Consider the following 24,723-nt stretch of genomic DNA (forward strand, 5'->3'; position numbering starts at 1 on the left):
CCCCGCCCCCACGACGGGCGCATGCATCTCATCCAGCAGCAGTTCCACGCTCACGCAAGCAGCTGCCGCTCGACATGCCAGGCGCGCTCCGCCTCCGCCGAGACGCGGTCACTCTCATCGATCTCGCTGTCAATCTCCTCGGGATAGCCGGCGTAGTAGTGCATCGCCACCCGCACCTTCGCCGGCGGCAACGCCAGCAGCTCCGCTGCCGCAGCCACGGCCGGTTCGCCCCGTTCATCGAGCTCGCGCAGCACCTTGATCACTTCCCACACGTCCGGGCCGAACGCGAGCGCGGCCCGTCGCCCGCTCGGCCCGTCCTTGAACACGACGCCGGGGTGGTCGGCCATCCGCAGGCCCTCATCCACCAGGCGTTGAGCCAACCCGGACGGGGTGGCTCCAGGCGTCGACTGTGTGCGGCGGCGCAACCGTTCGAGCAGGCGTGCCTCGAATCGGATAGACAGCGGCGTACTCATGAGCGCAGTCTACCTCTTCGTAGTGCAGTGCGTCACCTGCGCTACAGGCCTGTACGGCTACGGCAGCCACAGATCGGCCCGGAGCGCGACGGTGGGCCAGCGGGCTTGATCCCCCTCGGACACGCTGGTTGAGACAGCAGGGGCCCCAGAGATGGGGCCTCCACTCAGTTGTACGAGTGAATCCGTTGTCCCGCGTCCGGAGTGACGCGGGGATCGATGATGTGGGTGAGGCTCACCCCTCACCTTCTGGACGCTGATCATCGACCTCTCGGCACGCTGCTCGCCGTCCCGCTCACCCTGTCCGTGAAGGCCATACTTATCGACGCCGACCCGACCGTGCAGTGGCTACGTCCGCTACTCTGCGACCAGCCCAACAACACGCCGGCGACGTCGTCACCAACCGGTTACGGAGGCAGACGTGCGACTGAGCCCGGCACACATCGCCAACTATCCCGCGCTTGGGTGCGACACAGGTGATCACCCGTGAAACGAATGGCGGTTACCGTCGTCGGCGGTTTGCTGTTGCTCGCCGGCATCGCCAGCCTCGTCCTCCCCGGACCTGGCATGGTCCTGTGCGCAGCCGGTCTCACCCTCCTCGGCACCCAATACACGTGGGCCCGCAACAGCGTGGGCTGGGCCAAGCACCAAGCCCGGCAAGGAGTGGAACGGACCGGCTCCAGCCGCCTCCTAACCCTCGGATCCGTCGCCTGCGGGCTCGTCCTACTCGGGGTCGGCATTACCGAGATCTTCGCCGACCTGCCGTTGCTCAACACCGTCACCGCCGTCCTCATGATAGCCGGCGGGCTGTTCCTTGTCATCTCATCGTGCTGGGCCCGATACCAGCAAACGCAGGCACATTGAGGACAGTCCATGAACCCACCAGCAGCATCCGATCGCCGAGGTCGACGATCCGCGCGTCCATCATGTCGGTCTGACTACTACGTCTGTCCCAGCCACGCCATCGCGGCGGTCACCATGGCGGTGGTGCCGACGTCGAGTGTCGGTTGAATGACCGGCGCGAAGTTGGCTGCGTGGTTGACCGGGATGTCTTGAGAGATGCGATCGGCCTTTTTGGCCGCTGCATAGAGGTCCCGATCGATGCAGCCGATTCCCCAGTATGTGTAAGGGGTCCCGAGCGCGGTCGGGATGTCGCTGAAGTCCTCGCTTGCGGTCTGGCGATCGATCGGTGTGGCGTGTGTGCTGAATACGGCTGCGAACGCTTCGGCGGTCCGCGCGGTTGCCTGTTCGTCGTTGGTCGTCAGTGGGAAGTGGTCATAGATCTCGAACTCGGGCTCTTCAGGTGAGTTCGAGGCGCGGCACTCGGCGGTGACGATTCGTTTGATGGCGGAGATGATGGCTTCGCGTGTCTGGTCGCCATAGGTGCGGATGTTCAGCTCGATGACGGCGTGGTCGGGGATGACGTTGCTTTTTGTTCCCGCTTGGACACTGCCGACCGTGACCACGGCGAACTCTCCGGGCTGTATTTCTCGGGAGATGATCGTCTGGAGGCGGACCACGATCATGGCGGCCATGACCACCGGGTCGACCGCCGCCTGCGGCATGGAGCCGTGGGCGCCACGTCCGTGGACGGTGATCCGCATGCTGTCGGCCGCGGAGAGGAACGCCCCGGGGTGCGTGCCGACGTCTCCTGCGGGGAAGGGCAGTACGTGCTGCGCCAGGGCGACGTCCGGGTGCGGGATTATGTCGGCCAGCCCGTCCTCGCTCATTCCGCGCGCTCCGTCACCGACTTCCTCGGCTGGTTGGAAGAGGACGACGGCGGTGCCGCTCCACTGCTGTGTGCTCTCGGAGAGTAGGTGGGCGGCTCCGAGAAGGCAGGTGACATGGACGTCGTGGCCGCACGCGTGCATGACAGGCACCTGTGTGCCCGAGCTGTCCGTGACCGTTTCGGTGCTCGCGTAGGGCAGGTCGGTCACCTCCAGCACCGGCAGTGCGTCCATGTCCGCGCGCATCAGCACCGTGGCTCCGTTACCATTACGGAGGACGCCCACAACGCCGGTTCCGCCGATCCGCTCGTGAACCTCATAACCTGCCTGTGTCAACCGCTCGGCGACCATTCGCGCCGTTCGCTGTTCCTGGTGGGAGAGCTCCGGGTGCTGGTGCAGATCTCGGTAGACGTCCTCCAACCAGCCACGCGCCGCGCCCAGGCCCTGGAGCACCGCGGATGTTGTCGATGCCGAAGCTGTCATGATGATTCCTCTCCGGAACTGCCCGCGCCGCTGCCGGTGCGACGCAAGGACACCTCCTCTGGCAGCATCCACCCGCGCCACCGTGCGAGCAAGCACAGGGCCGCCCCGAACACCGTGGCGATCAGCGGTCCAACCCTGGTCAGGCTGTTCACGTGGAGGATGACCAGGAGGCCGCTGGCGGCCAGCGCGCAGGTCGCATAAAGCGTGTTGCCTCCGAAAATGCTCGGAAGTCGACCCAGCACGACGTCGCGCACCGCGCCACCCCCCACAGCGGTCACCGTCCCCAGCAGCACCGCCGGTAGCCAGCCCAGCCCGACCAGCAGCGTCTTCTGGGCTCCCGACGCCGCCCAGCAACCGAGGGCAAGAGCGTCGACAAGCGGGAAGACCCGCTGCCAAACCCGTCCGTCGAGCGGGACGAGGAACGCGACCGCCGCGCCACCGAGCGCCATCACGAGGTAGGCGAAGTCAGTCAGGGCCACTGGTGTGCCGCGCTGAAGCAACACGTCACGGATCACACCGCCTCCGAGACCGGACAAGATGGCCAGCACCCCGAAACCCACCGGATCGAGCCGGTGCTGGCGGGCCACGACGCCACCGAGCAATGCATTAGCCAGGACGCCGGTTAGATCCAGCGCGCGTAGCAGCTCGGGAATCACCGTGGAGACTTCGGCCATGAAACGCCTCTCCCCCTGCATCAGCCGGCTGATCGGTCGCAGCACGACCATAGCCCTACGAAAGCAGCACGAAACCGCCCGGAGGGACGGGCGAGCGCCGCAACCTGCACCGCGCTTCAGGTGCTCCGGACGCGCCACAGAACCAGGAGGAAGCGAGCAGCTGGACGGTCCGCGACCGGAGCCCGGCGCTGGCGTGTCATACCAGCGGCGACGGCGAGATCCGGTACGTGAACCGCCTTCGCACCAACACGCCCAGAGGGCGACACGAACACCGCGGCGCACCGCGGCGGGCGACGGAGCTCAGCCGCAGAGATTGGGCCGCAGACGACCACACCAACAGCTACACCTGGGCTCAACATCTGGCCGTGCCAGGTGCCGAACAGGCTCAGACAGCAGCATTGAACAGGACAAACCAGTCGCGGCCATTTTCCCGACCACGAACAGCGTCTTAAACGATGGTCGGGCTCTCGAGGTTGCCCTCCGGAGCGGATGACTCGGTGCCGTCGAGACGGCTGCCGTCCTTCGGCTCAGAGGATCTACGGCGCGGCCGGACATTGACGACCACCGCCCGGGCGTTGACCAGCGCCCGGTCGATTGCTTCCCTGTCCCACCTGGCCTGGATCTGCTGCTTCATCTGATCCTGGACCATGACGAAGTCCAACCGCCGAGTCAACCAGGTGACAGCGGACGCCGCACCGATTCCAAAGAGTGTGCCGGAGAGAAACTTACCCATGATCTGCCTGCCTCGGGAGATGACCACCACCGCAGGGTGCTCTGCGGGCCGAACGACCTAGACCGAGCGTAACCGAATAGCTGGTCGCCGTGCTCCACATCAGGTGTCTTGATTAGCCGGTCCCCTCCCTCTGGATAAGGACCTGTCAGTAGCTGCGGCTCAGCTCGGCATACAGCGGCTTCGGTGTGGAGCCGGTGGCCAGGCCGACGACTACGCAGCCGCGCGCGGTGAACAGGTCGGTGAGGACGTCGGCGGCGAGCCGGACTGCTCCCGCTTGTCTGTGGTGATTATCTGCATGCGGGTAACTTTTCCTTATGACGCGCCCAGGCCGTGTTTCCGTCGATGATGGTCTCCACGACCCGCAGATCGTCGTCCAAACACACGAGATCGGCGATGCTGCCTGCACCCAGCTGGCCGAGGTCATATCGGCCGAGAAGCTCGGCGGGGATGCGGCTCGCGGCTGCCAGTGCCACCTCAAGTCCCCACGTCGCCGCCGCGACACGGACGCAGTGATCCAGAGTGGCGACGCTGCCAGCCAAGGTGCCGTCTGACAGCATTGCCCGATCGTCGGCCACGGTGACCGAGAGGTCGCCGAATGAGTAATCGCCGTTGGGCAGGCCGGTGGCGACGGTGCAGTCGGTGATCAGGGCCAAGCGGCCAGGGGCGGCGCGGTGCAGAACCGTCAGGTTCTCGGTCGCGACGTGAATCCCGTCAGCGATCACGGTCAGCACCGCGTGCGGTGAGGTCAACGCGGCGCCCAGCGGACCGGCGTCACGTGAGCGGATCGGCCGGTGGGCGTTGAAGGCGTGGGTGAGCGCTCCAGCGCCCGCGGCGAAGGCCTCCCGGCTACGGGTCGCGGTCCCGTCGCTGTGCCCGATGCTCACCACGCACGATGCTGCCGCCGCTGTGATGGTGGCATCGTCGAACAGTTCCGGGGCCAGCGTCGTCATCGCGACCCCGGGCAGCGCAGTCAGCTCGAGCAGGGCGGTACTCGAAGTGCGCAGAAGTGGTGTCGGATGCGCTCCCGGAAAGGCGGAAGACAGAAAGGGTCCCTCCAGATGCGCACCAAGGAACCGCGACGCGTTAGGTTCGGGAGCGCGACACACCGCGTCGATCGCCCCGACGGCCGCAGCGGTGTCCGCGCATGTTGCGGTGATCACAGTCGGCAGCGCAGCGGTGACCCCGGTGGCGGCCAGCCGGGTGGCCATCGCCCGCAGCTCGGCTTCACCGGCGTGGAGGACGTCCACGCCGGCGAAGCCGTTGACCTGCAGGTCGATCCAGCCGGGGGCAGCGAGACCATCCGGCCCAGGGGGCAGCCCGACCCGGCTCACGGTGTTACCCGTGATTTCAACGTCCCCGGGGTGTAGCCGGGTGCCGTCGAAGTAGCGGGCTACGCCCAGCCGCCGAGGCAACGGATCGACGCGCGGACTCACTCTGGCAGGCAGCGCCCGCGAGCGGCGTGGACGTAGCGGGCGTGCTCGGCGAAGACCTCGTCGTTCGATGAGACCGAGGCGCCGGCGACCGTCGGGGAGACGAAGATCGGCACAGTGACACCAGCCTCGGCCAGCACCGTGCCGGTCCGGCAGATGATCTCGTGGCTCACGATCGAGGCGATCACGGTGGACGACCCGCCCAGCGGCCGGTCCCAACCCGCTACCCACACCACGGCGTCCTCGACCGGTACACCGGTGTCGATGACGGCATCGGCGATGTCGGCGAGCCGCTTGCCCGACGAGTGCGGTCCAGCAGTCTCCAGGTTGGCTTTCGCGGTGACCGCCACGACGAACAGGCCCTTCTTCTGCGCGTAGAGAGCCGCGTCGATTCCGGCCGCGTTCTTGCCGCTGTGCGAGAAGATGATTACCACGTCGCCGGTGTCGAGCGGCTCGTGGTCAAGGAACTTGTCGATGTAGTTCTCGGTGCGCTCGAGCCACAGCAGCTCGCGCACACCACCGGGGCCGAGAACGTTGTGCCACATCAGGCGCGGGTCATTGAGCGGGTACAGCCCGACGAAGCTGCCGTAGCGGGGAAATGCTTCCAGGGTGGGGATCACCGAATGCCCGCTGCCGAACAGGTGGATCAGGCCCTTGTTCTGGATCGTCTCAGCACACTGCTGGGCGACCGTGTCGAGCACGTCGTCCTGCGTCTGGGCGAATGTGTCGAGAAGCGAGACGATCGCCTTCGTGTACGCCGGAGTTGTCTTCACTGCATTCCCTTCGTTCGTCGCGCATTCTGTAGCGCGATCTTGATCTGGTACCGGTCGCCATGCAGGACGCTGTGTGTCCGCTCAAAGACGCCGTGGTCGTCAAAGGTCACCCGGGTGACCTCGAAGGCGGGCTGCCCCACTTTGCAGTCCAGGAGCTTGGCGTCCTCGCGCTTGACACCGGTAACTCCGAAAACTTCCGTCGCCCCGGTGGCAAGGACGCCGTAGTAGTCCTGCATCACCTCATACAGCGACGTGCCGTCGTGCAGCACATCCAGCAGCCCAGCGAATCGGGACGCCACCAGTAACGTGTCCTGCACTCCGATCACCCGGTCGTCTGCAGTGCGCAGCCTGCGCAAGCTGATGAGCTCGCTGCCGACCTCGAGGTCCATCTCGGCCGCCATCTCAGGTGCCGCGGCCACGGTCCCCGTTTCCAGAATGCGTGAGCCGGCCTTCATACCGAGATCTCGCAGCTCGGTGGAGAAGGAGGACACCGAACGTGGCGCGGCGGTCAGGCTCGGCTCCCGCACGAAAGTGCCCCTACCCCGACCGCGGACCAGCAGCCCGTCACGCTCCAGCAGTGCGACGGCCTGCCGGATGGTGATGCGGCTGACGTCGTAGGCCTTGCACAACTCTGCCTCGGTTGGGATCTGGGCGCCGCGCGGCCATTCTCCGGACTTGATCCGCGAACGCAGAAACTCACAAATTTGCACGTAGTACGGGATCGGTGAGGACGGGTCGACCCGACGGAACGGCTTGTCGGCGGGACCGCTCATCAGTGGTTTCCATTTCCGTGGGCCGGACGCCCGTCGACAGTCCAGGACGATTCCTCAGTCCAGCGCAGGGCGCCGATTACGCCGGCCGAGCGGCCCAGGGCGGCGGCCACCACCTGCACAGTGCTGCCGGCAGGAGACCCGTGCGCGCGGACGGCCGCCGCCATTGGCTCGGCCAACAGGTCGAACGCGCTGACCAACCCACCGGCGAACACGATGACGTCGGGGTCAAAGATGCTCGCCAAACCGGCCGCTCCCTGGCCGAGGACTGCCGCGTACCCGGATACCACCCGACAGGCTTCGGCGTCTCCGGTACGAGCCGCGGCCAGCAGATCGGCCGTGGCGCCCCACGGCGCAGCCAGCTCCTCCAGGACCATGCCCGCGCCGACGCGTTCCCATTGGCCGTGGTCATCGTCGCGCGTCGAGAACGGGAAGGGCAGCCAGCCGAAGGAGCCGCCACAACCGTGCGCCCCACGAACCACCCGACCGCCGACCTGGAAAGCGCCGCCGATCCCGGTTCCGACGGCGATCAGCACAACATCGGAAAGCCCCTTGGCTGCGCCCTCGGTCGCCTCGGCGACCAGGGTGGCCTGGGCGTCGTTGATCAGCTGGCAGGGCACACCGGTGCGCTGGGTCAGGAGCTCACCGAGCTCGACACCGTCGAGGAAGCGCAGGTTGGGCACCCACACGCAACGACTGCCGAGCACATGACCGGGCAGGCCCGCCGCCAGCGCCGTGATCCTGGCCCCGCCTGTGACCTCCTGGACCAGCCGCTCGATGGTGTTCACCATGGCCTCGACCGAGCGCGGTACCGGCACCTCGACCGGTTCGGTGCGGTCGCCATCACTCGCTCTCTGTGCGACCAGACGCAGGCGGGTGCCACCCACGTCCACGCCCACGCGATACGAGTCCCCCACCACTTACTTCACGCCACTTCTCGCGATGCCTGCGACGAATACCCGTTGGGCGAGCAGGAACACCAGGAGCGTCGGCAGGCTGGCGATGAGAACTCCGGCCATCACGACGCTCTGATACTGAACGGTCGTGTTGTACGACAGCAACTGGGCCAACGTCACCGTGATCGGGAACTTCTCCTGCGACTGAAGAATCGTCAGGGGCCAGAGGAAGTTGTTCCAGTAGTAGACGGTGGTGAACACCAGCAGGGTGACCAGTGGTGGCTTGAGCAGCGGCGTGACGATCTGCACCACGATACGCAGCTCACCGGCGCCGTCGATGCGCGCGGCCTCGATCAACTCGTCGGGGATGTCGCTGATGAATTGACGCATGAGGAAGATGCCGAAGGCGTTGGCCAGCCACGGCAGCATCAACCCGAGGTAGGAGTCGTTGAGGTGCAGGCTGCTCATCATGTTGTAGAGCGGCACGATCGTCACGATGGGAGGAAGGAACATCGTGAGCACGAGCAGCCAGAACAACCCGTCCCGCCCACGGAAGCGGTACTTGGCGAAAACGAACGCCGACAGCAGACTGGTCGCGGTGACACTGAGGCTGCAGATGACAGTCACGAACAAGCTGTTCAGGAATGAGCGGCCGAACGGCACCACTTGGAAGACGGTCTTGTACGCGCTCCAATTGATGTGGTGCGGCCACCAGGTGATGGGGATCGCCGACGACTCGCTCGGCGTCTTCAGACTCGAGATGACCAACCAGTACAGCGGGAACAGTGTCGTCACGCCGACGATCAGCATGCAGAGGTACAGCATCGGTCGACCCAGCCGGCGAGGTCGGCCAGTTCTGGTGCCGCCGGTGTCAGGCGTGGCGGCGTTACTGGTGCTGCTTCCGTCCGCAGCCGGTTTGACGGCGGTCATCGGACACGTCCACGGATCACCAGCGCGACGATGCCGCCCACTACTGCGATGACCACGAGCAGGCTTGTCGCCATCGCGCTGGCCTGTCCGGCCAGGCCGTACTGCACCACGGTGCGCTGGATGTCGTAGGAGATGGTCAGTGTGGAGTTGGCCGGACCGCCCTGGGTGAGCAGGTAGATCGGATCGAACACCTGCACCGAGTTGATGACCGTCATCAGCCCCACGAAGACAAAGGTGTTGCGCAGCAACGGGATCGTCACGTGAGCCGTCCGTTGCACGCTTCCGGCGCCGTCGATGGCGGCGGCCTCGTAGACTTCCTGCGGTATCTGGGTGAGGCCAGCGACGAGCAGCACCACGTAATAACCGATCATCTGCCAGACATTGAAAATAACCAGGGAGATGAGGGCCGCGTTCGGGCTGCTGAGCCAGCTCGGAGAGGGCAGCCCGACAGCGCCCAGCGCGACGTCGACCGGACCGTACTGCGGCGAGTACAGCTGGCTCCAGATAATCACGATCGCGACGGTCGGGATGACGTAGGTGCTGAAGAGGAGGACCCGCAACGCCGAGCGTCCGCGCAGCCGTGGTGTGAACACCAGCAGCGCGATGAGGAAGGCCAGTGGGACGGTGATGACCAGGCTCAACGCGACATAGATTCCGGTGTTCTCGAAGGCCTTGATGTTGGTGTCGCTGGTGAAGATCTTGCGATAATTCTTCAGCCCTGTCCACGTCATGTCACGTAGTGGCGTCGAGATAGTGCCGGCGTGGAAGCTGATCCACAGTGTCAGCACCATCGGCACCAGGACGAAGATGCCGATGAGTAGCACCGCCGGGCTCAAGAAGACGACGGCGGCGAAGCCGTGCCTGCTCGAAGAGTGGTGGCGCGACATCGCGCCACCGCCCCTGCCGACCAGGGGCACGCTGGTCACCTATTTGCCTGCCTGAAGGGCCGATGTGACGCCGGAGTCGGCCGCGCTCATGGCTGCGGTTGCCGACGAGCGACCGAAAATGAGGTTCTCGACACTAGTCTGCAGCGCGTCGCTCGCCTGGGCACCGCCCACCGCGGTCGGGAACGGTGTTGCATCCGCGATACCGTCGACGTAGGTCTTGATGAACGGGTCCGAGAGATCGGACTTGTGCGCGGACAGGTCCGAGGTGCGGCTGGGCAGGATGCCTTGGCCGAGCAGGATGTCACCCATCGCCGACGATCCGCTCTTACCGCTCGTCGGGCCGTTGAGGTAGGAGAGGAACTGCCAGGCGGCCTGTTGCTTCTGGGAGCTGGCGTGCGCATTGACCATCGTCAGCCATGAGTAGGAGATGCTCGATGACTTCGTTCCTGACGGCCCCATCGGGACGGGCGCCGTGGCGACGTTGGAGAACTTGGCGCCCATCGTCTGCTTGAGAGCGCTCTGCCACCAGTTCGCCATGATGATCATGGCGGTCTTACCGTTGGCGAAGTTGTCCATGTACGGACCGGTCGTGTTGGCGTTCGCCGCGCTCATCGACGGCACCGTGGAGCCGGCCTTGATCAGCTGCGTGTACAGGTCGGCGACTGCCTCCACCTTCGGCGAGGTGAGCTCGGACTTGGTCCGATCGGCGTTGAGGAATGATCCGCCGTTCGAGGCCGCGAGGGAGAGGAACGGGTGGTCGACGCCGGCGGCCCAGTTCGTGATGACACCAAAGCCCTGCTGCCCCTTGGACTTGTCGGTGAGCTTGGCAGCGTCCGTGACGAGCTCGTCCCAAGTTTTGGGCGGCGTCGGGATCCCGGCCTGAGCGAAGAGTGCCTTGTTGTAGTTCAGGGCGTAGAGATCAACCTCGTTGGGAATGCCGTAGGTCGACCCGTTCTGGCTCACATCAGCGCCCAGGTTGTGTGGCCAATCCTTACCGACCGAGGATGCGACATCGCCAGGGGCCTTGGCCGCGGTGCCGTTCTGAATGAGTGCCGGCAACCAAAGGTCGTAGACGCTTGAGATTGTCGGGCCGTTCGGGGACGAGCCCTGTGTCTGGACTGTGCTGAGCAGGTTCGCGAACGGGACCGCCTGGAACTTGACGGTAATTTTTGGGTTCGCCTGGTGGAAGGTAGTTGCCACCGCCTCGAGCTGCTTCACCTGGGCCGGCCCCCAGTGCGTCAGGTAGGTAATCGTCACGTTGCCGGCGCTAGAGCTCGAGCTGCTGCTCGAGCAGGCAGTCGCGGTCACCGCCATGGCAGCCGCAGCGACGGCTGCGATACCGATCCGTGCTGAGAGCTTCCGTCTCGCGGGCATGCCTTCTCCTCAATCCGCTGGTGGCTAGGGCAACGGTTAGAATGTTATGACATTACATCGACATTATAAATAACGATTGAGACTCATCCCCAGTTGGTTAGGGGTGATCGCGATCGACGCGGCTCGGTGCCTAGGCTGTACCGGGTGCTCAAGGCGTGGACTGCTTGGAAGTTGTGATAGAGCATGCTGAAGCGTTCGGTTTCATCCCGATTCGGGGTGTAGGTGCGGCCGGGGCGGATGGCGACGGCGGCGGCGTCGTCGAGTGAGTTGATCATGTCGGCGTCGACCGCGGCGGTGAGGACAGCTCCCCGGGCGCCGACTTCTGGTGTGTCGGGTCCGGTGACAGGTAGGCCGGTGGCGTCGCTGATCGCCTGGCTCCAGAGTTCGCTGCGGGCGCCGCCGCCGGCTAAGGCGAGTCCTTGCGGCCGGCCGGCTGCTTCCAGGCAGGCGCGGACGGCGAGGGTAAGTGCGTCGAGGGCGGCACGGGCGATGTCGGCGCGGGAGTGGCGGCTGGTGAGTCCGTGCAGGCTGCCTTGTGCGGTGCTATCGCGGAATGGGCTGCGTTCCCCGGCTGGAGAGAGGTAGGGCAGCATCAGCGGTTGGCCCCCGGGTTGCGCGGTGGCCGCCAGGCTCAGCAGTTCGGTGACATCGGCCAGTCCGAGGGTCGCAGCGGTCCAGTTCAACACTTCGGTGCCATTCAGGGTCGCGTAGGCAAGGAGCCAGCTGTCTGTGGTCGGTCCGGGCAATGTCATCCCGTTCGGGGTCCGGTTCAGCGCCGGGTCGGCTGCCATCATGCCGACGCAGAGGGTGGTGCCGAGGACGGCGAAGGCTTCCCCGGCGTGCAGGGTGCCGGTGCCGAGGGCGGTGGCGACCACGTCATAGGGCGCGAGTGCCACGGGGGTGCCCACCGGCAGACCGAGGTCGTACGCGCGGTGGCCGAGGAGGGGCGCTACCCGGTCCGGGCCGCTGACCAGCTCGGGCAGCAGGCGTCGATATTGGACGAGCTCGAACAGGTCGAGCAGGGTCGGGTCATAGGTTCGGGTGCGGGCCGCCAGGAACGGGTTGGCCGCGTCGGATACCTCAAGCACCTGCCGTCCGGTCAGTTGTTGGTAGATCCAGCTGCCGCAGCTGAGCAGGCGGGACGCGCCCGACAGCGTGTGGGGTTGGTGGTGGTCTAGCCAGCGGAGCTGGGCGTGGGCCAGGCCGGGGGCGCCCCAGCAGCCGTTGATCCGAAACGCTTGTTCCAGGCGTCCGTCGCGGTCCCATTGGTCGATGATCGCGCTACCACGGTTGTCATTCCACAAGATCGCCGGTCGTAGGGGTTCGCCGTGGGCGTCGACGAGCCAGCAGCCATCGCCTTGGGCGGTGAGGGCGAGCAGGTCCACTCCGTCGGGGCTGCGGGCGGCGACAGCGTGGATGACGCGAGCGGCTGCCGCCCACACCGCGGCCATGTCCTGCTCACATTCCCCGGCTGGGCTGCGCTGGACGATGGTCGTTTCGGCTTCGGTGTCGACCGCCCGCCAGGTTGAGTCGAACCGGACCGCTTTGACGCGGGAGGTACCCAGATCCAGCCCGATGACGCTCATGAGCGGTGTCGGCTGCGCGCCTGCCAGTCCGGGTTGGCGCAATGCTGCAGTACGCCGGTGTCCAGGAAAGCCGCGACTTCCGCCGTGACGCGTTGCACGGATTCGGTCGCGACCTGGCGGGACGCGCCGGCCAGGTGCGGCGTGAGTAGGACATCGGGGCGGCCCAGCAGCGGATCGGAGGCCTGGGGTGGCTCGGGGTCGAAGACGTCCAGCGCGGCACCGGCCAGGTGCCCGGTGTCCAGGGCCGCGAGCAACGCCGCCTGGTCGACGAGTTCGCCACGCGCGGTATTGATGAAACGTGCGCCCGGGCGCATCCGGGCGAAGGTGTCGGCGTCGAACATTTTGCGGGTTTCCTCGCTGAGGCGGGCGTGGACGCTGACGATGTCACTTTCGCCCAGCAAGAAGGCCAGCGGAACGAGTTCGACACCCAGTGCCTGGACTGTAGTGGGGTCGGCGTAGGGGTCATAGGCGAGCACGCGGCCGCCGAAGCCGGTGAGTAGTTGGGCTACTCGCGCGCCGACCGCGCCGAGGCCGACGAGTCCGACGGTCGCCGCGCGCAGCTCGGGTCCGGTGAGCTCGTAGCGGAAGTATTTGGAATCCCAGTGTCCGGCGGCGAGGCCTCGGGAGGCGGCGGGCACGCTACGGGTCAGGCTGATCATCGCGCCGATCACGAACTCGGCGACCGCGCCCAGGTTGCGCCCGGGCAGGAATACCACCGGCACGCCGTGCGCGGTGGCGGTGGCGAGGTCGACGTTGACCGGGCCGCCCCTGGTGATACCGACCACCTGCAGCGCGGGGGCTGCCTGGAAGAGGCCCGCGGTGATCGGCGCCAGGTGGGTGAGGATGACGTGGGCATCGCTCGCCAGCGCCGCGAGCTCGGTGGGATCACCGGCTGCCTCGCGGACTCCGTCGACCACGCGGAACGGCACGTCGGGCCACGCCGAGGCGTGTCTGATGATCTCTGTCGCAGGCCCGAATGCGGCGGTGGCTTCGGCGGCGAGGGAGTCTGCGGTGATGAACCGGTCCCCGGCACAGAGGACCCGGCGGGGCTGGGCGGCGGTGGTCATGCTTGCCCGTGGGAGGCGCGGGACTTGCGGGCCAAGGAGTCGACCGCGACTGCGAGGGCCAGGACCAGGCCGGTGATCATGAACCGGAACCAGGAGGACAGATTGAGCAGGGTGAGGCCGCTGGAGATCGACTGGATGACGATGATGCCCAGTAGTGCGGAGAAGGCGTTGCCGCGCCCACCGAACAGGCTGGTACCCCCGATCACCGCGGCGGCGATCGCGTCGAGGTTTACATCACCGGTGCCGCTGCTCTGGTTGGCTGAGGCGAGTCGGGCGGCGCCGAGGATGCCGCCGACCGCGGCCAGGCCGGAGCAGAGGATGAACGCCGAGGCATAGATGGCGCGGACGTTGATGCCGGCGCGTCGGGCGGCTTCGACGTTGCCGCCGACGGCGAACATGGATCGTCCCCATTGAGTGCGGGTCAGGGCGTAGTTGAGTACGCCGACGAGGACGGCGAAGAAGACGAACATCCACCCCACCCCGCGGCCCCGGTTGAGGTACCAGGTCACGAATTCCAGTGCGACGAGCACGGCGATGGTGCGGGCCAGGATGGCTTGGATCGAGCTGGCGGACAGGGCGGCTCTGCGGCGTCGGGCAGCGAGGGTATAGCCGCTGAGGAACACCGCCGCCGCGCCGAGGGCGGCGAGGATGTAGGACAGCAGCGGGGGCACGAAGTCGAGTTGGGCGAAGCCGACCAGTGCGGAGGTGAAGGGGATGTTGATCGAGCCGACGGTGCCCAGGATGTAGAGCTGCAGGCCGAGGAAGGCCAGCAGCCCGGCCAGGGTCGCGACGAAGCTGGGCATGCCGAACCGGTTGAACAACACTGCGTACAGGGCGCCGATGGCGCAGGCGATCGCGATGGCAACCAGGATGGCCAGCAGGACGGGCCAGTGGTGGTTGACGAACAGCACCGCGAGGATCGCGGCAGTCAGGCCGCTGACCGAGCCGACGGATAGGTCGATCTGGCCGACGAGCAGTACGCACACCACGCCTAGGGCGATCACCCCTACGGAGACGCATTCCAGGGCGAGGTTGACCAGATTGTCGGCGGACAGGAAGACCGGGTTGAGGATCTGGAACGCGGTCCAGACCACGATGAGGCCGACGATGACCGGTAGCGGCCCGAGGTCGCCGGAGCGGACGCGGGTCAGGAACGAGGTGATCGCGCCACGGGCGCCGACGTGCTGCCGGACGCGTTCGTCCTGCTGGTCCAGGCCCCGCTGCTTCGTGGCTGGGATATTGAGCTCAGTCATGGTCGGGGCCTTCCTGCACTGCCGGGTCCGGGGTTCGTTCGGTGCGCCGATGACGGCGGCGGGTGACGGCGTTGTCGCTGGCGCCCGTGATGGCGGCGATGATTTCTTCGGAAGAGACGGTCGCGACGTCGAATACGCCGTTGTTGCGGCCCAGGCGCAGGACCACGACTCGGTCAGCGACCGCTCTGACGTCTTCCATGTTGTGGCTGATCATGACCACGCCGAGGCCGCGTTCCCGCAGCCGTTCGATGAGGTCGAGAACTTCCGCGGTCTGCGCCACACCCAGGGCGGCGGTCGGTTCGTCGAGGATGATGACCTTGGGATGGCCGAGCAGCGAACGGGCGATCGCCACGGTTTGGCGTTGACCGCCGGACAGCGAGGCGACCGGGATGCGAACAGTGGGGATACGCGCCGACAGTTCGCCGAGCAGCTCCCACGCCCGGGTTTCCATCTGCACCTCATCCAGGCGCCACGGCGTGAGTTCGCGGCCGAGGAACAAGTTCTGGACCACGTTGAGGTTCTCGCACAAGGCGAGGTCCTGAAACACCGTCGCGATCCCGAGGTCGATGGCCGCGCTCGGGTCGGCGATATGTACCTCGTTCGAGTCGAAGCTGATCGTGCCGTGGTCAGCGCGGTGAACCCCGGCAAGGACCTTGACAAGAGTCGACTTGCCCGCGCCGTTGTCCCCGACGATCGCGACCACCTCACCCTGACCGACGTGGAGGTCGATATCAGTCAGCGCGTTGACCGCGCCGAAAGTTTTCGTGATACCCCGCAGGCTCAGCACCGTACTGCTGGTCCTGTCGGGCTGGGTCAACGCCGCAGAAGACATAACGATCCTCAACTCGTTCGGTTGGACAGACTCGTTCGGTGGGACAAAGGGGAAGTAGGAGCGGCCGATCCTGCTGTCAGGGTCAGGAGATGCCGAGCTTGGTGCAGGCCGCGGCGTAGGTCGAGGTGCACAGATCCGCGGCCTTGGCGATGCCCTTGTCCACGACGTCGGTCTTCAGGCTGACCTGGGTGACCACCACGGGCGTGAACAGCTGGCTCGGCGCGTTGAACAGCGTCGCCTGCGGTGTGGGGCTCTTGCCCTGCACCAGCCCGTAGGCGACATCGGCAGCGGCGGCTGCCACGATCTCACTTGGCTTGGAGATCGTGTTGTACTGATCACCAGCGATGATGAGCTGCAACCCAGCGGTCGTCGCGTCATTGCCGGTCACCGGTGGAACGCTCTTCACACCGGCGGCCTTGAACGCCGCGATCGTGCCGCCGCCGGTGCCGTCGTTGGCCGCGACCACACCGAGGATCTTGGGGCCGAAGCGTGATATTTGGCCGCTGACCCAGGCTTGCGCTTTGGCCGGATCCCACTGCGGGGTGTCATATTCGGCCAGTGTCGTCACTCCGCTGCCCGCCAGGCCCTCGTGGATGCCCTTCTTGATCAGTCCGGCGGCGGCGTCGGTCGGGGATCCGTTGACCTCGAGGATGCCGCTGCCCGCAGGGATCGGGGACTTCTTCAGGTCGCTGACCAGTGACCGCGCGATGAGGGTGCCGATCTTTTCGTTGTCGAAGGACACGTAGTAGTCGACCTTGGCCGTCGGGATCGGACGGTCATAGGCGATCACCTTGACGCCCTGGGTTTGGGCGGTGTTCACCAACGACGCCGCGGCGGTCGAATCGACCGGGTCCAGGACAATGACCTTCGCACCCTGGGTGATGGCGGAGTTGAACTGCTGCTGCTGCTTGGAGGCATCGCCGTTGGCGTTGTTGTACAGGACCGTGCAGCCCGCGCAGTCCTTCTTCAGCTGCGCTACGAAACCAGGGTGGTCATGCTGCTCATACCGGGTCGAGGCCTCATCCGGCATCAGGAACGCGATCTTAGCGCTACTAGCACCCGATCCGCCGCTGCTGCTGCCGCCGCTGGAGCTGGCGGTCTTCTTCGCACACCCAGCCCCACCAAGCATCACCGAAACAACGGCAACGGTGGTGAAGGTCTTCCTGCCTACTGCTGATCTCATGTTGACTCCTCAGTCACTGAACTGTCATGTGCGTTGTGTGCCCGGCGGGCCAACGCGCCCACTACGTTCGAAATGGATGTGCCACTGGGTCACGAGTACGGCCTGCCCACCAGGTGCACATTCAGCGATAACAGCGAGGCCGTCCTCTGAGGGTCGACGGGGACCGTCAGCTCGCTGATCGCGGCGTTGTCCAACCTGGGGAAGAGGTCTCGATATCGGGCTACCGGCAAATCCAGCAGCACACACATCCCTAGCCGCAGCAGGGTGTTATGGGCAACGACCAACACCCTGCCGCCCTGGTGCTGCTCGGCGATCGACCGCAGCGCCGCGGCCGCGCGCCGCGCGGCGACCTCGGGGGGCTCCGAGCCCGGGAAGGGATGCGCGACCGGATCGCGGCGGAAGCTGCTTACGATCTCCGGGTCATCGGTGAGGAGTTCCTCGACCGTACGGCCCTCGGCTACGCCGAAGTCGATCTCCCGCAGATCCTCCACCTGCTGCAACGGCACCCCTGCTGCGGCAGCGCTCAAGCTCGCTGTCTCCACCGCCCGGCGGACCGGGGAACTGATCACCGCAGCCGGTGCGTAGGAACGGGTCCACGCCGCCAGCGCCGCAGCCTGATCACGTCCGAGCCTGGTCAGGTCAATGTCGCTGGATCCGCCGGCGTAACGGTTGTCGGCATGCCACACCGTCTCGCCGTGTCGGGCCAACGCCAAGTGAGTCGTGCCCGCTGTGACGCTGCGGACCCGCACGCCGTCCTCGCGCGGGCCGCTCATGCCCGGAACCCGTGCGCCAGCGCGCGATCGGCGACATCAGCAGCGAGCCAGCCCCGCTCGACCAAGGCCTCCAACAACCGTCGATAACCCGCCTGCAGAGCCTGCCCCCGTGTCTCATCCGGCAGGTACCGCTGCCCGATGCGGACCATTCGCTCGGCGGTGGCGGCCAGCTCGCCCGCTGGGGCAGCGGCGAGCACCGCCATGCCGGTCGCGGCCTCCACCGATTCGGGGACCAGCGTCGCTCGACCCAGGACGTCAGTGCGCAGCTGATTCCACCAGGCGTTGCGGCTGCCCCCGCCGGACAATGACACCGGCCCGGATACGTCCGCCCCCAGACAACCCAGCACGTCATAAGACAGCCGCTCGATGTAGGCGATCGATTGACACAGCGCCGCGAACCGGGCCGCGTCGCTGACCGCTTCGCGCGCGATGAACCCCCGTGCGTTCGGTGCCACGAAAGGAAACCGCTCCCCCACCCCGGCCAGCGCGTAAGTCGCACCCGCCACCGGTACCAGGGGGCGTGCTTGTTCGGTCAAGGCATCCAACGCCGCCGAGTCCATGCTCGGGAAAGTCTGAGCGATGATGCCCGCGCCGGTGCTCGAGGCGCCACCGGGCAGCCAGCCACCATCGGGACTGCGGTGGCAGTACACCGCTCCACTGACATCGCGTACCAGGTCGCGGGTGGCGCCCTTGACGACCAGCGTGGTCCCCAACGCGCTACTCCAACTCCCAGGCCGTAACGCCGCCGCCGCGATCTGCGCCGCGCACCCATCCGTCATACCCGCCCGGATCGCCGTGCCCTGCGGTAGGCCGGTCGCGCGGGCGGCCTCCTGCCCGACTATCCCCAGCACCGTTGCGGGCCACACGACCTCCGGGAGCTGACCACCATCGCGTCCGAGCTCGGCCAGCAGCTCCACCGGCCACGTCCCATCCCGCAGATCCACCCCCGACTTCAGGGCATGAGAGGTGTCGGTGGCCACCGGTGAACCGACCAAGCGCCGGACCAGATGATCAGACTGATGCACCACCCGATCACCGCGCCCCAGCAGCCCCTGCTCGACCAGCCACATCGCCTTGGGGAGCGCCCACGCGGCCTGCATGCGATACCCCAGCGCATCCCACAGCTGGTTCCCCACCCGCTGCGCGACCTCAGCCTGGGCCTTTGCGCGCCCGTCGTCATACATCAACGCCGCCCCGCGTGGCCTGCCCGCACCGTCTTCGACCAACACAGTTCCCGACGTGGCATCCAGCGCGAGCGCGGTAACCTCGACATTCGCGCCAGCCTCGGCCAGCGCACCGCGCACCGCCACGACCAGCGCCGACCACCAACTCTCGGGGTCCTGCTCATGCAGCACACCGTCGCGGCGGCCGGCGGAAAGCGCTGCGCTCCTGCCCCCAGTTGGAGGCCGTCCTCGTCGATGATCACGGCCCGAACACCTTGGGTGCCGACGTCCACGCCGCAGAACCCCATCCGTCGTCCTACCGACGTGGACGCGACCATCTGACCACTCCGTCCCGATGAGAAAGGGCCTGATCGATCCAGCGCGATCACCGGCTGAGGACAAAGTTAACAGCAAGCATGTTAGAAGTAGCAACAGATTAGGCACTGATTGTTATAAAAAGATTTCCAGAGCATGTCTAAGGGGGCAAGCATGCGACGGGTCGGCAGCAGAGGCGCCTACCAGTGGGTAGCGGGCCTTCGGAGTGCGCGTAGACCGACCGCTCGCGGCGAAGGCCAGCAGTGTTAACTATTGCGAAGTTAGACGCTCAGCGAGGCAACTTGGACATCGGCGCAACGCTCGCGAAGGTCAGCCAGGTCCTCGGCGTCGATACCGTCGTCGGTGATCACCGTGTCAAATTCTTCAACGCCGCACAACAGATGCGGCGCGGGGCGCCCGAACTTGGCGTGATCAACCAACAGCACCCTGCGAGCCGCGTTCCCCATCAACGCGTGCCGGACCATCACCGTCTCCTCAGATCGGTGCAAACACTTGCCGTCGCTGACAGCGGTCGTGGACATGAACACGACATCAGCGTGCAGCTGCGCGATAGCCTCGATCGTTTGACGTCCGAAACACGCCTCTTGTCGCGGGTGGTACCGGCCGCCCAGCACATGCACATCGATACCGGCGACATCCCCCACCGCACTGGTCACAGGGAGGAAGTTCGTCGCGATCGTCATCGGCGGCTGCGCGACCAGGAACGGCACCAACTCCAGAACCGTCGTGCTGTCATCAAGAAAGACCGACTGACCAGGCCTGATCATCCGCGCACCCACCGCCGCGATCGCCGCCTTCTCCATGCGCATCGCAGAAGCGCGCTCCCGTACCCCCGCCAGCACCAGAGCAGACGGATTGGCTGTCGCGCCACCACGAATCTTCACCAGCCAACCCTCGCTCTCGAGGGCATCCACATCACGATGCATCGTCATCAAGCTCACGCCAAAATCCCGCGCCAACTCATCCAACCGCGCGAAACCCTGCTCCAGAACGCGCTGCCGAATCCGTTCCCGCCGCAGCGGCTGACTGCGTTCCCTGATCTCACGACTAACACCGGTCACAGGCACACTCTAGAGACCACCTGACATCGTCGGCGATCTCCTTCCTCGCCCGTGCCAGCGCGCCAGGCTCAGCTCAGCGCTCACGGCGCAGCGGTCGTTCCAGGCGTCGATGTAGGTTTCGATCGCTGTGATGAGCTCTTCGACGCTGGTGAAGGTGCCACGGCCGATGGCCGGAGGGTGATGATGCCACGGAAGATCTCGACCATGTTCTATCGGAAGGCGCCCTTCATGGCTCACGTCAGCCGCTTCCAACTTCTGCTCGTCTGCGCGGCCGCCGCCGCAACGCAGTTCCTCTTCACCCGACGCGGCTGGTTCTACCTCGACGACATCCGCAACCTCGGACAGGCACGGCAGTCAGGACTAAGTCTCCAGCTACTGATGAGCCCAATAGGCAACGAGCATTTCCAGCCCGGCGGCCGCCTGCTGCACTGGCTGGTCGCCGCCGGTGGAGCGCCACAGTTCGGATTGGCAGAGGCAGTCCTAGCGGCGAGCGTTGGGTTGATCGCCTATCTCACCGCGAGCCTCGCTGATCTGCTGTTCGGTGCTCGCCGGTTGCACCTGGTCATCGCGGCTCTGATCGGAACCTCCTCGATCCTGCTCGAGGCGAGCACCTGGATCGCCGGCAGCGATGCCATACCGTCGACCGCACTCATGGCAGGGTCGTCATTGCTCTACTGCCGTTGGTATTTCTATGGCAAACCATTCCGACTGGTCGCTGCGGTCGCTTGCACCGCGGCGGCGGTGCTCTGCTGGGAACAAGCGATCATTCAACCCTTCCTGCTGGCCCTGATCTGGCTGTGCTTCCTGCGCACCCACACCGCTCGGCCTTGGCAACAGGTGGCGCTCTCGCTGGCGCCGTTCGTGGTGGTATCAGCCGCGTTCGACCTCTACGTCCAATCTCGATCGTGGTACCGGCCGCTGGAACGCCCGAGCTCGGACCAGTTTCTTCAGATCCTGCGTGTGATGCTGGTTCACGACCTGTTGCCGCCAGTGATCGGTTGGAGGATCGGTGCCTCACCGGTCCGACCCACGGACCGGGTGGCCATCCTGCTGTCAGCGACCATCCTGCTGATCGGCATCCTTGTGCTGATCGCTCGCCGGCGCATGCGCTGGTCTTCGCTGGTCTTCTTCGGCTTCAGCTTCCTCGCATTGGCCGCCACCATCGCCGCTACCAGAGTCAGTATCGGTCCGTTGGCAGCGGGGACTCCACGCTATGTCTGTCCGTTGCCCATGCTCGCCGGCCTATCCGCCGCGGCCGCGGCCAGCGGACGAGCTCGGCAGCGAGAACCACAAAACGCGGCCGCCGAGCCAAATCCAGCACGGCCGGCCCGCTCAGAGGAAAGCGCCCGACCCCAGTTGACCGCGCCGGCCCGCCTGCTCGCCGCGACCGTCAGCCTGGGTCTGCTCTATCTGATCACGCTCACCCACAGCACCAACACCGACCGCTTCGGCCGGACAAACGGCCAGCACGCTCATGAAATATCTGATCGGATCAGCCACGGTCTGCGCCCAGGGATGACCAACCTGGTCGACACCACGCTCGGCTGGCCCATCTTTTACCGTTCCAAGGACGGCTCCGACCAGGTCAGCACTCTCTCACCGTTCTGGGCACCCGACATCAAAGCTATCGGCCAGGGAGACGATCCTCTCGCGGTCGCGCCCGACGGCACGGTCAGGCACGTCTCTTTCACGGCTGGAAAATCAGGACCAGTCGAATACGTTCGCCTCGTCGTCGACGCCAAGCAGCCAACCACGATGACAGTGAATATCCACGGTCACCAGTCCCTCGAACCGAACCATCCATACGCCATAGCTGTTCCTACCGGAACGACCTCCTTCATCCTTCCGGTCTGGGCAACGCACCTCGCAAGCCTCAACATCCAGCACGACTCGACGCTGGCAATTATCAGCAACGACATCGGCACGATCACGCTCACGTCACCGCTTGCATGAGTCAGCGGTTACAGGCGCGCGGTCTCCTGGCGCAGCGCGCGTGCCAGTTCCACGACCATCGGTGACGCGGGGCCGGGCAGGCGGGCGAGCACCATCCGCCGTCGCTCCACGGGGCCGCCCTGGACAGCGAGCAGCCGGACGCCCGCGGGGACGGCGGCCGACAGGCTGGTCGGGACGGTGGTGATACCGGCGCCGGCCGCGACCAGGTACAGCACGGTCCGCCAGTCGCGGGCGGTGTGGCTGATACGCGGACGGCCCGCCAGTCCCGGCCAGACGCCCAGCAGCGGGTCGCTGCTGCTGCCCGGGCTCGCGATCCAGCTCTGCTCGGACAGCTGCACCGTGTCGCGGCCCGCGAGTGGGCTGGTGGTGGGCACCGCCAGCAGCAGGGCGGCCTCGCCGAGGGTCTCCAGCCGCAGTGCGGGGCTCTCGTCGTCCGGAGGGCGGTAAGGCGGCCTGAACGACAGGACCACCACGTCGAGTGTCTGCCGCGCGTAGGGCACGTACCAGCGCCGGCGTGGTCCCCTCACGCGTCGTGACGTCGATGTCGGGCCGGGCGCGCCGCAATGCCATCAGGGCCCGCGGCACGACGACGGCGGCGGCGCTGATGAACATCCCGAGGCGGGCTATCCCGCCCTCGACGGCCAGGCCGGTCAGCTCCCGCTCGGCCGCGTCGACCTCGTCGAGCACGACCGCCGCGTGGGCCAGATGCTGCGCCATGCTGCGGCCCAGCGGGCGACGCACGGCAGGTCCTTGGCGTGAAACGCTGGAGTAGGTCGGCCAGGCGTTCACGCAGCGAGGAGTACAGGTGAAAGCGAATCAGGTCAGGCAGGTGGCCGACGACGTGTTCTACGTCCGCGGCACCAATGTCAACTGGTATCTGCTGCGCGATGGTGCTGAGTTGACGCTGGTCGACGCCGGATACCCCGGTGATGCCGCGTCGGTGGAGGCATCCGTGCGGTTGATCGGCCACCGGCCGGAGGACGTACGAGCGATCCTCGTGACTCATGCCCACGTCGACCATCTTGGAGCTGTCGGCCGCTTTCACTCCCGATACGGCACGCCGGTGTACTGCGACCCGATCGAGGTCGGCCACGCACGGCGCGACTACCTCGAACAGGTGCCAGTCCGTACCGTCGTGGCCTCAGCGTGGCGCCCGGGTGTGTTGCCGTGGGCGGTACGGGCCGCGCGCTCCGGAGGCACATCCGACGTTCGCGTGCCCCAGGCCCAACCGTTCCCGACCAACAGTGCCCTGGACTTGCCCGGCCATCCGGTGCCCGTGCCGACGCACGGGCATACCTCCGGCCACACCGCCTTCCAACTGCCCAGCGTGGGCGCGGTCCTCACCGGCGACGCACTGGTCACCGGACACCCCACGTCACGTCGGTCGGGGCCGCAGCGGTTACCGGCGATGTTCGACCACGACAGGCAGCGGAGCTGGACAGCGTTGGACCAGCTGGCAGAGCTTGCTGGCGATCTGGTGTTACCCGGCCACGGCCAACCCTGGCCGGGCAGCATCTCAGACGCGGTCGGCGTCGCCCGCACGGCCGAGGAACCGCGTCAGCACACCGGCTGACACACCCGCTAGGTCCAGGTGCTCGGCAGCCGGGACGCGGCGGTCCAGTCCCTGCTCGCATCCAGATCCGAGACGGGGAACTTTAGGTGGTGCACGCCGCGCGTGATCGGTGGCCACCGATCTCGACCTCGACCTGCCCTGCTGGCCAACGCAGCCACGGACGACGCGGCGGCCGAGCGGGTCCGGGTCATGGTGCACGACCAGCTCGAGCGAGTGGTGCAGACCGTCACTCCCGACGACGGGACGGCTGGCGCGCGCCGCCCTGATCACCACGCAGGTCCTCGGGCTGGCTTTCTGCCGCTACGTCGTGCGCCTTCCTCAGGTGGCCGCCCTCGACGTCGAGACGATCGTGGCGGCAGTGGGTTCGGTGATCCAGCGCTACCCTTGCCGACGGCAAAAACCTGAGTGGTCGCGACGCGGTCCCTCCCTACGGCCGGCGTGTCCGGCCCGCAACACCGTTTACTCGGACGGTCGCCGCCGTCCCCCATGAAAGAGTCGCTAGGGCTGGTCGAAGACGGCGACGGTGCGGGCTGGGATCGTGAAGGTGCCGGCGGCACGGTTGAAGGTCGAGGTCTTGACTATGGGATCGCTGCCGGTGGCTTGGACCCGGTTGAGCCGGTAATGCTGGCCAGCGGTGCCGGCGACCGTCTGGGTGGTCGCGCTCGGGGAGAGCAATTGTCAATACCTGTGGATTGGTCTTGGTCAGGCTGCGGTTTCGAGGGGCGGCGCGACGGGTTGTTGATCTTCTGATCGTTCGACGAGTTTGCCGTTGACGAAGACCGTGCCGGCGCGGACG

25 protein-coding genes are annotated in these 24,723 nt (G+C 66.4%); 4 read left to right on the forward strand and 21 right to left on the reverse strand.

Annotated elements, in window-relative coordinates:
* Positions 1-50: 50 nt before the first annotated feature.
* Positions 51-473 (reverse strand): hypothetical protein, encoded by a 423-nt coding sequence (locus RM423_RS20365; RefSeq protein WP_311424879.1) that lies wholly within the window; start codon positions 471-473, stop codon positions 51-53.
* Positions 474-965: 492 nt separating this feature from the next.
* Here RM423_RS20365 and RM423_RS20370 point away from each other — a divergent pair, with 492 nt between their 5' ends.
* Entirely contained in the window at positions 966-1,334 is a 369-nt protein-coding gene (locus RM423_RS20370) for a PGPGW domain-containing protein (RefSeq protein WP_311424902.1), read from the forward strand.
* 77 nt (positions 1,335-1,411) lie between these two features.
* Here the strand turns inward: RM423_RS20370 and RM423_RS20375 are convergent, their stop codons facing one another.
* From RM423_RS20375 to RM423_RS20460, 18 genes are all read right to left on the reverse strand, one after another.
* Positions 1,412-2,680 carry an amidohydrolase gene (locus RM423_RS20375; RefSeq protein ID WP_311424880.1) on the reverse strand — a complete coding sequence of 423 codons (1,269 nt, stop codon included), beginning with the start codon at positions 2,678-2,680 and terminating at the stop codon, positions 1,412-1,414.
* On the reverse strand, positions 2,677-3,354 hold the full coding sequence (locus tag RM423_RS20380) for a trimeric intracellular cation channel family protein (protein ID WP_311424881.1): 678 nt from the start codon (positions 3,352-3,354) through the stop codon (positions 2,677-2,679). Before RM423_RS20380 ends, RM423_RS20375 begins: the two co-directional genes overlap by 4 nt.
* Positions 3,355-3,802: 448 nt before the next feature.
* Positions 3,803-4,114 (reverse strand): hypothetical protein, encoded by a 312-nt coding sequence (locus RM423_RS20385; RefSeq protein WP_311424882.1) that lies wholly within the window; start codon positions 4,112-4,114, stop codon positions 3,803-3,805.
* Positions 4,115-4,374: 260 nt separating this feature from the next.
* Positions 4,375-5,520: an N-acetylglucosamine-6-phosphate deacetylase gene (locus tag RM423_RS20390; protein WP_311424883.1), complete on the reverse strand. Its 1,146-nt coding sequence runs from the start codon at positions 5,518-5,520 to the stop codon at positions 4,375-4,377.
* Positions 5,517-6,290 carry a sugar isomerase domain-containing protein gene (locus RM423_RS20395; protein WP_311424884.1) on the reverse strand — a complete coding sequence of 258 codons (774 nt, stop codon included), beginning with the start codon at positions 6,288-6,290 and terminating at the stop codon, positions 5,517-5,519. Before RM423_RS20395 ends, RM423_RS20390 begins: the two co-directional genes overlap by 4 nt.
* Entirely contained in the window at positions 6,287-7,063 is a 777-nt protein-coding gene (locus tag RM423_RS20400; protein WP_311424885.1) for a GntR family transcriptional regulator, read from the reverse strand. The genes RM423_RS20395 and RM423_RS20400 overlap by 4 nt, the downstream gene beginning before the upstream one ends.
* A complete protein-coding gene (locus tag RM423_RS20405) occupies positions 7,063-7,947 on the reverse strand; it encodes an ROK family protein (protein WP_311424886.1) in 885 nt (294 codons plus the stop codon). The genes RM423_RS20400 and RM423_RS20405 overlap by 1 nt, the downstream gene beginning before the upstream one ends.
* A 33-nt stretch (positions 7,948-7,980) precedes the next feature.
* On the reverse strand, positions 7,981-8,886 hold the full coding sequence (locus RM423_RS20410; protein ID WP_311424887.1) for a carbohydrate ABC transporter permease: 906 nt from the start codon (positions 8,884-8,886) through the stop codon (positions 7,981-7,983).
* A complete protein-coding gene (locus tag RM423_RS20415) occupies positions 8,883-9,812 on the reverse strand; it encodes a carbohydrate ABC transporter permease (protein WP_311424888.1) in 930 nt (309 codons plus the stop codon). The genes RM423_RS20410 and RM423_RS20415 overlap by 4 nt, the downstream gene beginning before the upstream one ends.
* Positions 9,813-11,030, reverse strand: coding sequence for an extracellular solute-binding protein (locus RM423_RS20420; RefSeq protein ID WP_311424889.1), 1,218 nt, complete (start codon positions 11,028-11,030; stop codon positions 9,813-9,815).
* 200 nt (positions 11,031-11,230) lie between these two features.
* On the reverse strand, positions 11,231-12,733 hold the full coding sequence (locus RM423_RS20425; RefSeq protein WP_311424890.1) for an FGGY family carbohydrate kinase: 1,503 nt from the start codon (positions 12,731-12,733) through the stop codon (positions 11,231-11,233).
* A complete protein-coding gene (locus tag RM423_RS20430) occupies positions 12,730-13,800 on the reverse strand; it encodes a 2-hydroxyacid dehydrogenase (RefSeq protein ID WP_311424891.1) in 1,071 nt (356 codons plus the stop codon). The genes RM423_RS20425 and RM423_RS20430 overlap by 4 nt, the downstream gene beginning before the upstream one ends.
* Positions 13,797-15,053, reverse strand: coding sequence for a sugar ABC transporter permease (locus tag RM423_RS20435; protein ID WP_311424892.1), 1,257 nt, complete (start codon positions 15,051-15,053; stop codon positions 13,797-13,799). The genes RM423_RS20430 and RM423_RS20435 overlap by 4 nt, the downstream gene beginning before the upstream one ends.
* Complete coding sequence (locus RM423_RS20440) at positions 15,046-15,885, reverse strand: ATP-binding cassette domain-containing protein (RefSeq protein WP_396327809.1); 840 nt, start codon at positions 15,883-15,885, stop codon at positions 15,046-15,048. The genes RM423_RS20435 and RM423_RS20440 overlap by 8 nt, the downstream gene beginning before the upstream one ends.
* Before the next feature lie 82 nt (positions 15,886-15,967).
* Positions 15,968-17,014 carry an ABC transporter substrate-binding protein gene (locus RM423_RS20445; protein ID WP_396327811.1) on the reverse strand — a complete coding sequence of 349 codons (1,047 nt, stop codon included), beginning with the start codon at positions 17,012-17,014 and terminating at the stop codon, positions 15,968-15,970.
* A 143-nt stretch (positions 17,015-17,157) separates the two neighbouring features.
* Positions 17,158-17,841, reverse strand: a complete 684-nt coding sequence (locus tag RM423_RS20450) for a histidine phosphatase family protein (RefSeq protein ID WP_311424895.1) — start codon at positions 17,839-17,841, stop codon at positions 17,158-17,160.
* Positions 17,838-19,196, reverse strand: coding sequence for an FGGY-family carbohydrate kinase (locus RM423_RS20455; RefSeq protein ID WP_311424896.1), 1,359 nt, complete (start codon positions 19,194-19,196; stop codon positions 17,838-17,840). The genes RM423_RS20450 and RM423_RS20455 overlap by 4 nt, the downstream gene beginning before the upstream one ends.
* 404 nt (positions 19,197-19,600) lie before the next feature.
* Positions 19,601-20,401 carry a DeoR/GlpR family DNA-binding transcription regulator gene (locus RM423_RS20460; RefSeq protein WP_311424897.1) on the reverse strand — a complete coding sequence of 267 codons (801 nt, stop codon included), beginning with the start codon at positions 20,399-20,401 and terminating at the stop codon, positions 19,601-19,603.
* A 552-nt stretch (positions 20,402-20,953) separates the two neighbouring features.
* Here RM423_RS20460 and RM423_RS20465 point away from each other — a divergent pair.
* On the forward strand, positions 20,954-22,354 hold the full coding sequence (locus RM423_RS20465; RefSeq protein ID WP_311424898.1) for a hypothetical protein: 1,401 nt from the start codon (positions 20,954-20,956) through the stop codon (positions 22,352-22,354).
* A gap of 8 nt (positions 22,355-22,362) precedes the next feature.
* Here RM423_RS20465 and RM423_RS20470 read toward each other — a convergent pair whose 3' ends face one another.
* Positions 22,363-22,881, reverse strand: a complete 519-nt coding sequence (locus tag RM423_RS20470) for a LysR substrate-binding domain-containing protein (protein ID WP_311424899.1) — start codon at positions 22,879-22,881, stop codon at positions 22,363-22,365.
* Between the two features lie 278 nt (positions 22,882-23,159).
* On the opposite strand from RM423_RS20470, the gene RM423_RS20475 reads away from it, so the two are divergent.
* Together RM423_RS20475 and RM423_RS25925 are read left to right on the forward strand one after the other, a co-directional pair.
* A complete protein-coding gene (locus RM423_RS20475; protein ID WP_311424900.1) occupies positions 23,160-23,927 on the forward strand; it encodes an MBL fold metallo-hydrolase in 768 nt (255 codons plus the stop codon).
* Positions 23,928-24,036: 109 nt separating this feature from the next.
* On the forward strand, positions 24,037-24,417 hold the full coding sequence (locus tag RM423_RS25925) for a TetR/AcrR family transcriptional regulator (protein WP_396327810.1): 381 nt from the start codon (positions 24,037-24,039) through the stop codon (positions 24,415-24,417).
* Positions 24,418-24,425: 8 nt separating this feature from the next.
* On the opposite strand, the gene RM423_RS20480 is transcribed toward RM423_RS25925, so the two are convergent.
* On the reverse strand, positions 24,426-24,602 hold the full coding sequence (locus tag RM423_RS20480) for an alpha-1,6-glucosidase domain-containing protein (protein WP_311424901.1): 177 nt from the start codon (positions 24,600-24,602) through the stop codon (positions 24,426-24,428).
* Positions 24,603-24,723 lie beyond the last annotated feature (121 nt).

Source organism: Jatrophihabitans lederbergiae, assembly GCF_031845305.1.
In the GTDB taxonomy this organism is placed as follows: domain Bacteria; phylum Actinomycetota; class Actinomycetes; order Mycobacteriales; family Jatrophihabitantaceae; genus Jatrophihabitans_A; species Jatrophihabitans_A lederbergiae.

Excerpts from the sequence above, each read along its gene's own strand:
- RM423_RS20365 (WP_311424879.1), bottom strand. The coding sequence starts at position 473 with ATGAGTACGCCGCTGTCTATCCGATTCGAGGCACGCCTGCTCGAACGG.
- RM423_RS20370 (WP_311424902.1), top strand. The coding sequence starts at position 966 with ATGGCGGTTACCGTCGTCGGCGGTTTGCTGTTGCTCGCCGGCATCGCC.
- RM423_RS20375 (WP_311424880.1), bottom strand. The coding sequence starts at position 2,680 with ATGACAGCTTCGGCATCGACAACATCCGCGGTGCTCCAGGGCCTGGGC.
- RM423_RS20380 (WP_311424881.1), bottom strand. The coding sequence starts at position 3,354 with ATGGCCGAAGTCTCCACGGTGATTCCCGAGCTGCTACGCGCGCTGGAT.
- RM423_RS20400 (WP_311424885.1), bottom strand. The coding sequence starts at position 7,063 with ATGAGCGGTCCCGCCGACAAGCCGTTCCGTCGGGTCGACCCGTCCTCA.
- RM423_RS20410 (WP_311424887.1), bottom strand. The coding sequence starts at position 8,886 with ATGACCGCCGTCAAACCGGCTGCGGACGGAAGCAGCACCAGTAACGCC.
- RM423_RS20425 (WP_311424890.1), bottom strand. The coding sequence starts at position 12,733 with ATGAGCGTCATCGGGCTGGATCTGGGTACCTCCCGCGTCAAAGCGGTC.
- RM423_RS20430 (WP_311424891.1), bottom strand. The coding sequence starts at position 13,800 with ATGACCACCGCCGCCCAGCCCCGCCGGGTCCTCTGTGCCGGGGACCGG.
- RM423_RS20435 (WP_311424892.1), bottom strand. The coding sequence starts at position 15,053 with ATGACTGAGCTCAATATCCCAGCCACGAAGCAGCGGGGCCTGGACCAG.
- RM423_RS20440 (WP_396327809.1), bottom strand. The coding sequence starts at position 15,885 with ATGTCTTCTGCGGCGTTGACCCAGCCCGACAGGACCAGCAGTACGGTG.
- RM423_RS20445 (WP_396327811.1), bottom strand. The coding sequence starts at position 17,014 with ATGCTTGGTGGGGCTGGGTGTGCGAAGAAGACCGCCAGCTCCAGCGGC.
- RM423_RS20450 (WP_311424895.1), bottom strand. The coding sequence starts at position 17,841 with ATGAGCGGCCCGCGCGAGGACGGCGTGCGGGTCCGCAGCGTCACAGCG.